Genomic DNA, 13,617 nt, shown 5'->3' on the forward strand with positions numbered 1-13,617 from the left:
GGGGCGTCGGGGTGTCCAGGGTGTCGAGGTGTCCAGGGTGTCGAGGTGTCCAGGGTGTCGGGGTGTCCAGGGTGTCGAACCGACGGCTCCGCCCGGGGTCACAGGCCCTTGCGGTACCGGGCGGCGATCCAGGAGACACAGCCCATCCCCGCGATGACCCCGACCGCCAGGGTCAGCGAGCCCGCCGGGCCGCCGCTCATCGCCCACCCGTTGCCGAGGACGACCGCCCCCGCGGCGGCGCGGCAGGCGACGGCCGAGCGGCGGTCCGCGGCGCGGCCGAAGTGGCGGCCCAGGACCAGGCAGGCCGCGATCAGGGCGAAGAACGTCACCGACCCGGCGACGAGGTGCAGCGTGCCGTGCCAGCTCATGCTCTCCGGCCTGCCGGCCGGGGTGCCCGCGGGGAAACCGTCCCCCGGGTCCGCGACGAAGACGCCCGCGGCGACCATCCCGACGCCGACGACCCGCACCAGGCGCGGCACCCAGATGCCGCCGGTCGCGCCGTGGAGCGCACGGCGGAGGCCGGCCGCCGCCGCGATGAACAGCGCCCCGACGACCAGGAAGTTGACGATCTGGATCCAGCCGAGCGAGCCGTTGGCGAGCATGCTGAACGGGTGCCGGGTCAGGTCGAAGCCGTCCCGGGTGAGGGCCTGGGTCACCGCCGCCACGGTCCACAGCGGAGTGGCGACGGCTCCGGCGGCGAGCAGGGCGCGGACAGGGCCGGAGGCGATCGTGGAGGGGGCGGGGGAGGAGGTGGCGGCGCTCGTGGTGGCGGCGCGGGCGGTGATCTGAGTGGTCGTCATGGCGAGGGCCTTTCCCGGTTCGTCGGCTGTTCCTGCCTTCACGTCGATCCGGCGATGTGACAGGGAACGGTGCAATTCCCTGTCACATAAGCTTGTACGACGTGGAGGCGTGACAGCAGCCCGCAGTGGAAGGGAACGGCCATGCGCTACCTGATGACGACCAAGGCTTCTTCGAGGACCCCCGACGAGAGCCTGTTCGCCGAGATGGGCCAGTTCATCGAGGAGTTGACCGCCTCCGGAGCCTTGTTGGCCACCGGCGGCCTCGAGCCCGGCGGCCTGCGGCTGACCTCGGTCGACGGCGAGATAACGGTGACGGACGGGCCGTTCACCGAGGCCAAGGAGGCCGTGGTGGGCTTCGCGCTGATCGAGGCCCGCTCGCAGGAGGAGGCGGTCGAGCTGGCCCGCCGGTTCCGCAGGATCGTCGGTGACGGCGAGAGCGAGATCCGGCAGGTGTTCAGCCAGTGACCGGCCGACGGCGCCGCCTCCGTCACCGACCGGCGGAGGCGGTGCCGTCATGCCCGTGACCGACACGCACCGCACGGTCGACGCGGTCTTCAAGCTGGAGTCGGCCAAGATCATCGCCACGCTGACCCGGATGGTGCGCGATGTCGCGCTCGCCGAGGAACTGGCACAGGACGCGCTGGTCGCCGCGCTCGAACAGTGGCCCGCCGCGGGCGTCCCCGACAACCCCGCTGCCTGGCTCCTCGCGATCGCCAAGCGCCGGGCCGTCGACCACATCCGGCGCTCCGGGCGCCTGGAGCGCAAGCAGGAGCAGCTCGCCCACGACCTCGCCCACGACCAGGACCGGCAGCCCGGCCCCGACAGCGAGCGCGACCACGAGCAGGACGACGTCCTGCGGCTGATGTTCATCTCCTGCCACCCGCTGCTCCCCACCCGGGAACGCCTGGCCCTCACCCTGCGCCTGCTCGGCGGCCTGACCGCCGGAGAGATCGCCCGGGCCTTCCTGACGGGCGAGCAGACGATCGCCCGGCGCATCGCCGCCGCCAAGCGCACCCTGGCCGACGCGCGCGTGCCGTTCGAACTGCCCCCGGGCGCCGAACTCGCGGAGCGCCTGGCATCGGTGCTCGAAGTCATCTACCTGATCTTCAATGAGGGCTACGCGGCGACGTCCGGCGACGACCTGATGCGCCCCGGACTCACCCTGGAGGCCCTGCGCCTCGGCCGGCTCCTCGCCGAACTCGCCCCGCGGGAAGCCGAGGTGCACGGCCTGGTCGCCCTCATGGAGATCCAGCAGTCCCGCTCCGCCGCCCGCACCGGACCCTCCGGGGAGCCGATCCCCCTGCACGAGCAGCACCGGGGCCGCTGGGACCAACTGCTCATCCGCCGCGGCTTCACCGCGATGCTGCGCGCCCGGGAGATCGGTGCCGCACCCGGCCCGTACGTGCTCCAGGCGGCGATCGCCGTGAGCCACGCCCAGGCGGCATCCGCCGAGGACACCGACTGGGCCCGGATCGCGTCCCTGTACGAGGCCCTCGCGCGACTGCTGCCGACACCGGTCGTGCAGCTCAACCGGGCCGTGGCGCTCGCGCACGCGCACGGCCCCCAGCAAGGCCTCGACCTGGTCGACGCCTTGACGTCGGACCCCGCCCTGCGGGACTACCACCTGCTCCCCGGAGTCCGCGGCGACCTCCTGCTCCGCCTTGGCCGGTCCGCCGAGGCCCGCCGCGAGTTCGAACGGGCCGCCCAGCTCACCCGGAACGTCGCCGAGCGCGCCTTCCTGCTCCGCAGGGCCGACGAGATCACCGTCGCCGACACCTCCGGCCCCACGCTCGGGCAAGCGGCCCACGACTTCCTGAAGTGCGACGACTTCACCGCCCCCACCCTCCGCTCCTACGCCCAGACGCTGCGCCGCCTGTGCCGCGCCCTGGGCGAGGGGCAGCCCCTGCACTCCATGCCCCCGCAGCAGGTGGCGCAGGTGTTCGCGGCCACCTGGTCGGACGCCGCGGCCACGACGTGGAACCGCCACCGCTCGGCCGTCCGCTCGTTCTGCGCCTGGGCCGACCTGGACGACCTCACTGTCGGCATCGAACGGCGCACCGGATCCGGGCGCGCCACGCGACCGCTGGCACGGACGCAACTCGACGCCCTCTTCGGCCGCACCGAACTGCCGCTGCGCGAACGGACCTTGTGGTGGCTCCTGCACGAGTCGGGGGCCGGGGTGACGACCGTCCTGTCCCTGAACGTCGAAGACCTGGACCTGGACGACCGCCGCGCCCGCACCGGCGGCACCTGGGTGTCCTGGCGTTCCGGCACGGCCCGGCTGCTGCCCGCCCTGCTGTCCGGCCGCACCCGGGGCCCGCTGTTCCTCGCCGACCGCCGCCCCGCCCCCGCCCGGACGCCCGCCGCGGCGGACCTGTGCCCGCAGACCGGCCGCCGCAGGCTCTCGTACGAACGGGCGGAGTACCTCTTCAAGCAGACCACCAAGTCGCTCGACCCGGCCGCCCAGGGCTACACCCTCAGCAGGCTCAAGCCGCAGGGTTCCTGACGGAACGGCGGAAACAGCGGAGGGGGGAGTTGGCCTCACCGCACGTGAGAGCAGCCGGCGGCCCGTCCGACTTGCACCTGACGCCGACGTCAGCTTTTAGCGTGGGGGCGTCGGCGCTCGCCGGCCCTTCACCCCACTGATCTCACGTACGGCCGACTCGGGCCGTGTGGAAGGCGGAACGTCATGCGCGCAGTCCGGTATCACCAGTACGGCGGTGTGGAGACCCTCGTGGTCGAGCGGGTGCCGGACCCGCATGCCGGGCCCGGCGAGATCCGCGTCCGCGTCGCGGCGGCCGGGGTCAACCCCGTCGACTGGAAGGTGCGTTCCGGCGCGGTGCGCGAGGTGCTCCCCGTGGATCTGCCCGCGATTCCGGGGCGTGAGGTTGTCGGTGTGGTCGACGAGGTCGGTGGTGGGGTGCGGGGGGTCGGCGTCGGCGACCGCGTCTTCGGGCTCGGGGGTGTCACCGGCGCGACGGCGGAGCTGGCCGTGCTCTCGGCCTGGGCGCACGCGCCCGCCGCGTGGACCGACGAGGAGGCCGCCGGTGCCGGTCTGGCGTCCGTGACCGCGCTGGGCGGGCTGAAGGCGCTCGGTCCGCTGCGGGGGCGCACCCTTCTCGTCGAGGGCGCCGCCGGGGGCGTGGGCAGTGCCGCGGTCGAGATCGCGGTGGCCCGGGGCGCCACCGTGATCGGGACGGCGAGCGAGCGCAACCACGCGTTCCTCACGTCGCTCGGAGCCGTTCCCACCACCTACGGCACCGGCCTCGCGGAGCGCCTCGCCACGCTGGCCCCGGACGGTGTGGACGTCGCGCTCGACACCGCGGCCTCCGGCTCCCTGGCCGACCTCGTCGCGATCGTGGGCGACCCCGCTCGTGTGTCGACGATCGCCGACCACGCCAACGCGCAGCGCCTGGGCGTATGGCCGGCCAACGCCGAGAACGACTCCACACTCCTCGCCGAAGCGGGCGAACTCGGCCGGGAAGGCCGCTACACACCGCGCGTCGAGCGGACCTACCCCATCGAGCAGATCGCGGAAGCGCACGCGTACGCGGAGCGCGGACACACACGGGGGAAGATCGTGGTCCGCGTCTGACCTCGCCCCGCCCACGGAAGGATCCAACGGACGGCAGGGGCGCGCCGCCGTCAGTAGCGTGATCCGCATCCGCCTGTCCCTCCGCGGAACCGCCCGTCAACCTCACGCGGCCCTAGCGCCGCGCTCCCGCCGGACCGCTGTGCGGGGCCGCCGCCCGGCGAAGGCCCGGGAGAGATGTCCGGCGCAGCCCTGATGTCCCGTCAGAAACTGTTTGGCGTACGGGACTTCCTGCTGTCGTGTGACGTGTGAAATGTTATATGCCAGAGGATGTCGAGGGCATGACATCCAAGGCTGGCTTTGATTACCGGCGCGGTCCGCGTCCCCCCAACCGCTCCCCGGTGCGGCTGCGCGCCTGATCCGCGGGTGTCCGTACTTCCGTGTGTCCGGACATCGAACGCACATGGCCGCAAATCGAATTGACGTGCCGTCAGGGAAACTTCACACCTCCCGCAGCGAGCACCGCACCGTCAACCCCCACCGAAAGGCAGCACAGCCATGAGAGAGCGATCTGCCATACGCCGCCGGGCACTGCTGGGTGCGGCGCTCACCGCACTGGCCACCAGCGCGCTCGCCGTACCGGCCGCCGCCGACAGCGACGGCGGCCGGGCGGCCGCACCCGGCTCCGTCGGCACCCGCATCGTCGGCGGCCAGTTCGTCACCCAGCAGAAGCCTTCCATCGCGTCCCTCGGGGGTGCGAACCACCGCTGCACCTCCACCCTCATCGCCCCGCGCTGGGTGCTCACCGCCGCCCACTGTGTGCGCCCGGGCGACCGCCCCCTCGTCCGGATCGGCTCGCTGGACCGCACGCAGGGCGGCACCACCGCACAGGCCGTCCACGTCGTCCAGCACCCCGACTACAACTGGCCGAGCAACGACATCGCCCTCGTGCAACTGGACCGGAACGTGAACACCGCCTACTCCCCGCTGGCGGGCGCAGGCGACATCGTCCGGAACCAGACGGCCGAGGTGTACGGCTGGGGCTCCGAGCGGGCCGACTGGGGCGGCCCCCTGCCCACCAGGCTCAAGTACGCGCGGGGCGCCATGACCGGCACCAACTGCACCCCCGCCAGTCCCGCGGTCCTGTGCTTCGGGGCGGGCAACGGCACCACCGCGGGCGGCGACTCCGGCGGACCGCTGATGGTGTGGAGCCCGTCCGGCCGCTGGGTGCAGGCGGGCGTCAGCGCGGTAGGCCCCAAGCCGTCGGGAGGCTGGAGCGGCTACACCGACATCACCCGCAGCCGCGCCTGGATCCAGCAGATCGCCGGCGTGTAGGGCTCCTTGTCCCCGCAGTCTGCACGCGCCCCAGGAGGCTGCTCGGATCAACTCACCGGGTTCGGACGGCGCGTCGTCACGTCCAGATGACGGTCACCGTGGTTCTGTGCGCCCCCAATGCTGCGGCGCCGTGGGTTAGGTCACGGCTACTCGCTCAGCCCGAGGGGAATGGACACACCACGGCGAAACGCCGAAGCCCCCTGGTGCGGGACACCGGCTTCCCAACCAGCCCGCACCAGGGAGCCACGCCAACCAGGCGAACCCGGAAGGAGAAGTACGTGACCGTACCTCAGTGTGTGGATGCCCCTGATGGCGGCCAGGCACACGGCGCGAACGCGTGGCACGTAGTCGTAATCACCGTGATCACGGTGGTGATCGTGCTCGCGTGCGCCGGGGTGACCCCCGAATGGATCACCGCGGCAGCGGCTGTCTGCGCGGCCGTCGGCCGCACCCGGCAGTAGGCGCACCGCGCGCCCTCGTCCAACGGGCTTCCAGCAGAGGGCCGTTGGGCGAGGGCGCCCTCGTGTCCCGGTTGAGACCGGTCGGCAGGGTGCGGAGGGAGCTCAGGACCGGCGGGATGCGGCTGTCGGTGATCAGTGGGACGAGCTCCGGCGCCCAGACCTCGTGCCCACACTGGACGGCGAGTTCATGGAACGAGTCCAGCAAGTCGGATGCTTCGAGGGCGAGGTGGCCGGTATGCCGCGTGAGGCCGCCGAGCCCGGCGCCGACACCACGGTCCGGGGCCCCGCCCTGCCCCCCGTGCTACGCGGCCGGCACGACGAGCCGGTAGCCGACACCGCGTACGGTCTCGATCAGGTTCCGCACCCCCAACTTGAGGCGCAGCGAGGCGACATGCACCTCCAGGGCGCGGGCGGTGCCCGGCGATTCGGCCCGCCACAGCTCGGCGATGAGCACCTCCCGGCGGACGACCGTGCCGGGGCGCTGGGCGAGCAGGGTGAGCAGGTCGAACTCCTTCTGGGCGAGCTCGACCACCGATCCGTCCACGCTGACCCGCTGGGCGGCCGATTCGATGCGCAGGGGGCCCAACCGCAGGGCCGCCTCAGGGGCGGTTCCGGCCGCGGCGGGGTCCTGCGACTCCAGGATGCTGAGCACCTGGCCGGCGTGCCCGTACCCCGGCCGGGGCGAGGGGGACTCGGGCGCGGCAGGAGTGCCGGGCGCCGTCGGCCCCGGCGCCCGGTAGAGGTAGCCGACGCCTCGGGCCGACACGATCGACTCGCTGCCGACCACCGTCGCGTCGAGCTTCCCGCGCAGGCGCGAGATGGTGAACTTGACCTTGTCGGTGTCCCGCCCGTCGGGGTCGTCCCAGGCACGCGCGAGCAGCTTGCGGAACGGCTGGACGACTCCCGTGTTCCGTACGAGCAGGTCGAGCACGCGGAACTCGGTGCGCGTCAGCCGCAGCGGCGCGTCGGCCACGGCGGCCACGAAGTTCTGGGAGTCGAGCCGCAGCAGGCCGTCGTCGTAGACGTGGTCCACCCACTGTTTCGGCGCGGTGCGGTGCAGGACGCGCTCCATGCGGGCGAGGAGTTCCGCGGAGGCGTACGGCTTGACCACGTAGTCGTCGGCACCCAGGTGGAAGCCGTGCAGGCGTGACCGGAGGTCGGCGCGGGCCGTCACGACGATGACGGGCACGTCGCTGACGGTCCGGAGCCGGGTCAGGGTCTCGTAGCCGTCCATGTCGGGGAGCCCGAGGTCCAGGAGCACCAGGTCGGGCCGCTCGGCTTGCGCGGCGCGAAGCCCATCGGAGCCGGACAGTTTGTGGACGACGGAGTAGCGGTGCCGGGCCAGGACCGCGGCCTGCGCCGCGGCGACGTACGGATCGTCCTCGATGAGCAGCACGCGTGTGCGGTGTTCGGCGGTGGCCGGCGCCGGTGGCGGCGCGACCGCCGTCGCTCCCTCGTCCGGCGCGCGTTCGGCCACGTACCCGGGCAGTGGGCGCACCTCGACCGCGGAGCCGGGCACTCCGCTGTTGACCAGGAACGCCAGGGCCAGTTCGCGGCAGTCGGCGCACACCTGGCTCTCGGTGCCCCGCACCACCAGGACGTGCCGCGCGTCCCGTTCGCAGCGGCGTCCGGCGATGTCCGTCGCGCACCGGCGCGACGCGATGGCGTCGGCGGACTTCCGCCGCCGGTCGCGGGACCGCCGGGCCGCCGATCTGCAGACGTCCGAGCAGTAGCGGCGCGGCCGGCCCGTGCCGGAGGCGGGCGGCAACGGCCCGCCGCACTCCTGGCACTCGCCGTCTGCCGTCCCCATGACGCGGCCCTCTCTACGAACGGATCGCGAGCATGACACGAAACCCGTTTTTGTGACGGCCCATCGGGTGCAAGGGGGAGAGCGCCCCTTGGCCGAGGCCGACGGTCCGTGGTCTCCTGGATGCGGAGGGCCCGACCGCCTCCTGGCGACCAGGCCCCCCGGGTTCATGACCGCTCGTGCTTGCCGGCGTCGACGATCATGTCACCCACCGCGATGAGGACCCTTGCCCCTTGGGCAAGGGCCTCGTGCTGTCTCAGGGCCGCCACCGTGTCCACGACGAACAACACGGCCCGCAGCCCCGTCCAGTACGAGTTCACCCTCCGCGGATCCCACCTCGTGGACGTTCCGGGGTCCGACGCGGGGGGTTCCTCGCCCTCCGTGTCCGTGCCCGACCCGCCCGGCTCCGAGGTTCGGCACATCGGTCACCTCCTCTCGACAGCGACCGCGGCCATCGCGGGCTGTCGCGACGCGCACGCGGTGGATCCACGAGTCGCCGTGCGTCGTGCGAGAGGAGCTGAGAGGTGTGTACGTCCCCGTCACCTGAAGTGGTTCGCCCACCGTCCCCCAGAACGCGTCCACCGGCAAGAAAGCGCAATCAACGTAGCGCCGGGGCCAGTTGGAGAAGGTCTGCCCGTCGGATGTGCGCGCCGATGGTCGGCCCGTGCCGGGCGTGATAGAAAGTGGAACGATAGTCCCGGTAGGTGTCCGTGCGGGCCGCGCACACCGGGTGACCGCGCATGCCCGCACGGGCCGAGGGCCGATTCCACCGACAGGACGACCAATGGCAAACGCGTACCGAGAGATCTTCACCGCCCCCGGGACGAAGGCGTTCAGCTCCGCCGGTCTGCTGGCCCGGCTGCCACTGCCCCTGACCCACATGGGCATCCTGACGATGCTGTCCGAGACGACCGGCGAGTACGCCCTGGCCGGCCTGGTCGCGGGCACCTTCACCTTCTCCATGGCCTTCCTCGGCCCGCAGGTGTCCAAGGCCGTGGACCGGCGCGGGCAGAGCCGCGTCCTGCCGCTCGCCACCGGCGTCAGCGTGCTCGGCCTCGCCGCGCTGCTGCTCTGCGCCACCGCCGACGCGCCCAGCTGGACCCTGTTCCTCTTCGCCCTGCTGTCCGGCCTGATGCCGAGCATGAGCGCGATGGTCCGCGCGCGCTGGACGGAGATCTACCGGGGCACCCCGCGGCTCACCACCGCGTACTCCATGGAGTCGGTCGTCGACGAGCTGACGTACGTCATCAGCCCGGCGCTCGCCGTGGTCCTGTCCACGGCGCTGTTCCCGCAGGCCGCACCCCTGTTCGCGGCCGTCCTCCTGGTCGTGGGCGTCGCCCTGTTCGTACCGCAGAAGCGCACCGAACCGCCCGTCAGGCCGCGCGCCGCGAGCGGCGGCGACACCTCCGTGATCCGCTCGGCGCCGGTGCTGCTGCTCGCACTCGTGCTGCTCTGCGGCGGGGCGATCCCCGGCATGGTCGACACGATGGGTCTCGCGTTCGCCGAGGAACAGGGCAACAAGTCGCTCGGCGGCCTCGTCTTCACCGTCTACGCGATCGGCTCGGGCCTGTCCGGACTGCTCTTCGGAGCCCGCGAGTGGAACGTCCCGCTGCCGCGCCTGCTGCTCGTCGGGGTCGCGGGAACCGCCCTCACGACCCTGCCGTTCCTGCTCGTCGACGGAGTGGTGGGGATGTGCGTGGTGGTGTTCCTCGCCGGGGTGTTCTTCGCGCCGACCATGGTGGTGATCATGGGCATCGTGGAGCGCGTGACGCCGGAGCACCAGCTCACCGAGGCGATGACCTGGATGATCGCGGGCCTGCAGAGCGGCGTGGCGATCGGCGCGGCCGTCACCGGCGTCGTCTACGACCGCTTCGGCGCCACCGCCGGGGTCTCGGTGGCGCTCGTCGCGGGCGCCGTCGCGCTGTTGCTGACGCTGTGCGCGCTGCCGGTGCTGCGGACGCGGCTGTCGCGAGAGGACCGGCAGACACCGGAGCCCACCGCGCCCACCGCGCCCACCGCGTCGGCGGACCCGACGACGCCCGTCGGCTGCTGAGCGGCCGACGGGCGCGGGGCGACCGCCGTACTACTGCGGCTTGTGCGGCGTCGCCTCGCTCGGGCGGACGATCACCATGCCCTCGCCCTCCAGCTTCAGCTGCACCGCCTCACCGGAGCCGCCGCGGATCATCGAACCGATCGACTGCGAGCGGTGCAGCGACGTGTGCAGGCTGGTGGTCCAGCCGACGACGGCGTCGGTGTCCACGAACACCGGCGCCTGCGCCGACACGGGGATCACCAGCGGCTCGCCCTCGCACATCAGGCCCAGCTGCCCGTGCCCCGTGAACACGCTGTTGAAGAGCCCGCCGCCGGAGATCCCCGAGCCCTTCACGGTCTTGATCTCGTACGACAGGGAGGCGTCGAAGCACAGGATGTTGCGGCCGTTGACGGTGAGCGAGTCGCCCTGCTCGATGTCGACGACGAAGCAGCTCTGCGCCTCGTGCGCGAACCACGCCTCGCCCTGCCCCTTCACGGACATCAGCGGCAGCCCCTCACCGGTCACCGCGCGCTTGAGCATCCCGCCGACGCCCTGGCCCTTGCGCTCGAACTGCAGGTTGCCGCGGTAGGCGACCATCGCGCCCTGGCGCGCCATTATCTCGCCGCTCACGGCGTACCGGATGGACTTCGAGTTGTGCAGGCTCATGCCGGGCGCCGTCGCGGGCTGCGCCACGTGGTCCTTGGAGAAAAGGTCGCTCTTCATGCGGGCATCGTGCCCCGTGCGGGGGTGCCCCGCCAAGACTCCCGGGGCGCATGTCCACCGGACCGGGGTCGCGCCCGGCGCGCCCCCGGCCGCGACTTTCGGCCAGGGGCGCTTCTACTTAAGGCGGGGCGCTCTTCCGGGGCGGGGCGCCCGTGCGAGGGGGCGCCCGTGCGGGACCGGGGACCCGTCGCGGTCAGCCGGTCGTCACGCGCACGTAGTCGACGGTCAGCGTCTGCGGGAACGTCGTGCTGCCGTCCGGATCGCCGGGCCAGTAGCCGCCGACGGCCAGGTTGAGGATCAGGAAGAAGGGCTTGTTGAAGGCCCACTGCTTGCCGCCGAGGTCGGCCGGGGTGCGGGTCTGGTAGACGTGCCCGTCGACCGACCAGGTCACCTTGTTCGGCGACCAGTCCACGGCGAAGGTGTGGAACTTGTCCGCGAAGGCCTCGCCGTTCGGCAGGGAGTACGCGGCGCCGATGCCGCCCGAGCCGGAGTAGCCGGGGCCGTGCAGCGTGCCGTGGACCGTGTTCGGCTCCTTGCCGACGTTCTCCATCACGTCGATCTCGCCGCAGTTCGGCCAGCCCACGTTGCCGATGTCGGCGCCCAGCATCCAGAACGCGGGCCACATGCCCTGGCCGCGCGGCACCTTCAGGCGCGATTCGACGCGGCCGTACGTCGACGTGAACTTGCCCGCGGTGTTGAGCCGGGACGAGGTGTACTCGCAACGGCCGTACCAGCACTGGTAGTTCTCGGGATTCTCCTTGCGGGCGGTGATGACCAGGTTGCCCTGGCCGTCGAGCTTCGCGTTCTTGTTGCCCGATGTGTAGTACTGGCGCTCGTGGTTGTTGACGTTGTCGCCGGTCTCGACCTGCCACTTGCCGCCGTCCACGCCGGACCCGGCGGGGCCGTTGAAGTCGTCGGAGAAGGCGAGGGCAGCGTTCTCGCGCTCGCGCTCGGGCGCGGCGGCGGCGCTGGGGGCGGCGGTCGCGGCGGTGGCGCAGCAGACCAGGGAGAGTGCGCAGAGCGCCGCGCGGCGGCGCCAGGAGAGGGACACGGTCATCACATCGCTTCGGGTGGGGGGAGCGGGCACGCATGCCGTGGGGGGCATGGTGGTGGTGCGCGGTGCGGTCGCGGGCATGCCGCTAGTCGCGTGCATGACAAGATCACGTCGAGAGTTGAACGCGGTACGCGATCCTCCGCGACGGTTTCTTCACTGCTTGATTTAAGGCAGGTGCGCAGGGGCCGTCAAGGCGTTGGTGCGGACCAACTGCCGAAGGGGCCGACGGCGTTCGCCGCCGTCGGCCCCTTCGGCGCGCCCGTTCACGGCCGCTGCCCCGGCCGTGAACGGGCACGTTCTCCGCGTACCCCCGCTGCCGCGAGGGACTCGCGGTCGCTCACTCGTCGACGGCAGCCCCGAACGCCGCGTCCTGCGCGGGCGCGCCGAGCGATCCCGCCCCGTACGTCCACGACCCGGCGGCCGTGACCCCGCCCGCGCCCGCCGAGAGCACCCACACCACGCCGTCGCCGGTGTTCTCGCCCGGCGCCGACGCGAGCAGCCCGAAGCGGCCGTCGCGGTTGGGGTCGGTCAGGCGCACCTGGGCGCCCCATTTGTCGCCCTTCTCGGCGGCGCCGGGGATGTCCGCGGAGTTCTGGTCCCACGACTTGGCGCCGGTCCCGGTCAGCCCGGCGGCCGTGCCGCGGAGCACCCACACCGCGCCCGCGTCCGCGACCGTGCCGATGTCCTCGCCGGGCGCGCCGATCGCCACGTCCGCGTAGCCGTCCTTGTCCGTGTCGGCGACGGACAGGTCGGCGCCCCAGCCGTCCCCGCGCTCGGCGGTGCCGGGCACACCCGGGGCGTCCTGGGTCCACCACTTCACGTCCTGCGAGATCCCCTCGGCGGAGCCGTAGCGCACGCCGACCAGGCCGCCGGTCATCGTCTCGCCGCCGTCGTCGGGGGAGTGGGGCTCGCCCGTGACCAGGTCGTCGAAGCCGTCGCCGTTGATGTCGCCGGACGCGGCCGCCGGGCCGCCGCGCAGGTCGCCCTGGTGCGTGATGGCGTCCGCGCCGCCCTTGAAGTAGGCGGACCAGCCGTGCCCGGGCTCCTCGTCGCCGACGGTCACGCCGGACACCACGAGGTCGGCGTAGCCGTCGTCGTCGTAGTCGCCGGTGGTCAGGGACTTGGGCAGGATGTGGCGCTCCTCGGCGCGCGCGGCCGTGCGCCCCGATGCCAGGCGCTCGGTCGCGAGGCGCTTGAGCGGCGCCGCGGCGCGGGCCTGCGGTGCCGCGTCGTACACGAAGAGTTCGAGGTCGTCGCGGTCGAGCACGGCGAGGACGTCGCCCGGGGTGTCGCCGGTGAGGCGCGCGGCCGTCACCGCGGACCCGAACTTCTCGCCCTTGGTGGGCTCCTGGGTCTGCAGCCAGTCGCTCGCCGCCCCCTTGAGGCCCTCCTTGGAGCCCCACAGGATCGCGACGCCGCCGGCGTCCGCCTGGTCGCCGATGTCCTCGCCCGGGATGCCGACGACCGCGTCGTCGTAGCCGTCGGCGTCGAGGTCGCCGGTGGCGACGGCCGTGCCGAAGCCGTCGGCGGCCTCGGCGGCGCCCGCGACACCGGCCGTGGACTGGCTGAACCGCGCCACGTCGCTGGTGCCGATGCCTCTGGAGGAACCGTACTGCACGGTGACGAGACCCGCGCCCTTCTTGCCGCTGACCGTCGCGCCGGGCGCGCCGACCAGGACGTCCTCGTATCCGTCGCCGTCGAAGTCACTGTTGCGGTCGTCGGCGTGCGTGCCTCCGGGGGTGCCCGCGACGGCGGCGGGCGCGGCGGCGACGGCCGCACCCGAGAGCAGAAGGAATGAGGCCGCGGCGACGGCGGCGGAACGGTTCTTGCGCACGAGCGACTCCTGTGCGGGAAGGTGGCCGGGCGGCGCGGG

General features: G+C 72.7%; 11 protein-coding genes and 2 pseudogenes. 6 read left to right on the top strand and 7 right to left on the bottom strand.

What is annotated here, in order from left to right:
* Positions 1-98: 98 nt before the first annotated feature.
* Positions 99-800, bottom strand: a complete 702-nt coding sequence (locus tag AB6L24_RS15100) for a DUF998 domain-containing protein (RefSeq protein ID WP_405655723.1) — start codon at positions 798-800, stop codon at positions 99-101.
* A 141-nt stretch (positions 801-941) separates the two neighbouring features.
* Here AB6L24_RS15100 and AB6L24_RS15105 point away from each other — a divergent pair, with 141 nt between their 5' ends.
* The 5 genes from AB6L24_RS15105 to AB6L24_RS15125 all read left to right on the top strand — a co-directional run bounded on the left by AB6L24_RS15105 (position 942) and on the right by AB6L24_RS15125 (position 6,128).
* The gene (locus tag AB6L24_RS15105) at positions 942-1,265 is read left to right on the top strand and encodes a YciI family protein (protein ID WP_405655724.1); all 324 of its coding nucleotides are present in this window, start codon (positions 942-944) and stop codon (positions 1,263-1,265) included.
* Between the two features lie 49 nt (positions 1,266-1,314).
* Positions 1,315-3,306, top strand: a complete 1,992-nt coding sequence (locus tag AB6L24_RS15110; RefSeq protein ID WP_405655725.1) for a sigma-70 family RNA polymerase sigma factor — start codon at positions 1,315-1,317, stop codon at positions 3,304-3,306.
* A gap of 183 nt (positions 3,307-3,489) precedes the next feature.
* Positions 3,490-4,395: an NADP-dependent oxidoreductase gene (locus tag AB6L24_RS15115; protein WP_405655726.1), complete on the top strand. Its 906-nt coding sequence runs from the start codon at positions 3,490-3,492 to the stop codon at positions 4,393-4,395.
* A gap of 495 nt (positions 4,396-4,890) precedes the next feature.
* Positions 4,891-5,667, top strand: coding sequence for a S1 family peptidase (locus AB6L24_RS15120; protein WP_405655727.1), 777 nt, complete (start codon positions 4,891-4,893; stop codon positions 5,665-5,667).
* 278 nt (positions 5,668-5,945) lie between these two features.
* Positions 5,946-6,128, top strand: a complete 183-nt coding sequence (locus tag AB6L24_RS15125; RefSeq protein WP_405655728.1) for a hypothetical protein — start codon at positions 5,946-5,948, stop codon at positions 6,126-6,128.
* A gap of 301 nt (positions 6,129-6,429) precedes the next feature.
* Here AB6L24_RS15125 and AB6L24_RS15130 read toward each other — a convergent pair.
* The 3 genes and pseudogenes from AB6L24_RS15130 to AB6L24_RS15140 all read right to left on the bottom strand — a co-directional run.
* A pseudogene (locus AB6L24_RS15130) lies at positions 6,430-6,732 on the bottom strand (winged helix-turn-helix domain-containing protein); the annotation flags it as partial.
* A gap of 147 nt (positions 6,733-6,879) precedes the next feature.
* Positions 6,880-8,106, bottom strand: a pseudogene (locus AB6L24_RS15135) (response regulator transcription factor); the annotation flags it as partial.
* A complete protein-coding gene (locus AB6L24_RS15140; RefSeq protein WP_405655729.1) occupies positions 8,103-8,357 on the bottom strand; it encodes a hypothetical protein in 255 nt (84 codons plus the stop codon). The pseudogene AB6L24_RS15135 and the gene AB6L24_RS15140, both read right to left, overlap by 4 nt.
* Before the next feature lie 362 nt (positions 8,358-8,719).
* Here AB6L24_RS15140 and AB6L24_RS15145 point away from each other — a divergent pair, with 362 nt between their 5' ends.
* Positions 8,720-9,988 (top strand): MFS transporter, encoded by a 1,269-nt coding sequence (locus AB6L24_RS15145; protein ID WP_405655731.1) that lies wholly within the window; start codon positions 8,720-8,722, stop codon positions 9,986-9,988.
* Between the two features lie 30 nt (positions 9,989-10,018).
* Here the strand turns inward: AB6L24_RS15145 and AB6L24_RS15150 are convergent, their stop codons facing one another.
* The 3 genes from AB6L24_RS15150 to AB6L24_RS15160 form a co-directional block, all read right to left on the bottom strand.
* Complete coding sequence (locus AB6L24_RS15150; RefSeq protein WP_405655733.1) at positions 10,019-10,690, bottom strand: AIM24 family protein; 672 nt, start codon at positions 10,688-10,690, stop codon at positions 10,019-10,021.
* Between the two features lie 193 nt (positions 10,691-10,883).
* A complete protein-coding gene (locus tag AB6L24_RS15155; protein WP_405655734.1) occupies positions 10,884-11,747 on the bottom strand; it encodes a family 16 glycosylhydrolase in 864 nt (287 codons plus the stop codon).
* Between the two features lie 334 nt (positions 11,748-12,081).
* Positions 12,082-13,578 carry an esterase gene (locus AB6L24_RS15160; protein ID WP_405655735.1) on the bottom strand — a complete coding sequence of 499 codons (1,497 nt, stop codon included), beginning with the start codon at positions 13,576-13,578 and terminating at the stop codon, positions 12,082-12,084.
* Positions 13,579-13,617 lie beyond the last annotated feature (39 nt).

Source organism: Streptomyces sp. RK9, from assembly GCF_045070545.1.
Lineage (GTDB): Bacteria > Actinomycetota > Actinomycetes > Streptomycetales > Streptomycetaceae > Streptomyces > Streptomyces alboflavus.

What these genes read in the sequence shown, in the direction of transcription:
- AB6L24_RS15100 (WP_405655723.1), bottom strand. Translation starts at nt 800, where the DNA reads ATGACGACCACTCAGATCACCGCCCGCGCCGCCACCACGAGCGCCGCC.
- AB6L24_RS15105 (WP_405655724.1), top strand. Translation starts at nt 942, where the DNA reads ATGCGCTACCTGATGACGACCAAGGCTTCTTCGAGGACCCCCGACGAG.
- AB6L24_RS15110 (WP_405655725.1), top strand. Translation starts at nt 1,315, where the DNA reads ATGCCCGTGACCGACACGCACCGCACGGTCGACGCGGTCTTCAAGCTG.
- AB6L24_RS15115 (WP_405655726.1), top strand. Translation starts at nt 3,490, where the DNA reads ATGCGCGCAGTCCGGTATCACCAGTACGGCGGTGTGGAGACCCTCGTG.
- AB6L24_RS15120 (WP_405655727.1), top strand. Translation starts at nt 4,891, where the DNA reads ATGAGAGAGCGATCTGCCATACGCCGCCGGGCACTGCTGGGTGCGGCG.
- AB6L24_RS15140 (WP_405655729.1), bottom strand. Translation starts at nt 8,357, where the DNA reads ATGTGCCGAACCTCGGAGCCGGGCGGGTCGGGCACGGACACGGAGGGC.
- AB6L24_RS15145 (WP_405655731.1), top strand. Translation starts at nt 8,720, where the DNA reads ATGGCAAACGCGTACCGAGAGATCTTCACCGCCCCCGGGACGAAGGCG.
- AB6L24_RS15150 (WP_405655733.1), bottom strand. Translation starts at nt 10,690, where the DNA reads ATGAAGAGCGACCTTTTCTCCAAGGACCACGTGGCGCAGCCCGCGACG.
- AB6L24_RS15155 (WP_405655734.1), bottom strand. Translation starts at nt 11,747, where the DNA reads ATGACCGTGTCCCTCTCCTGGCGCCGCCGCGCGGCGCTCTGCGCACTC.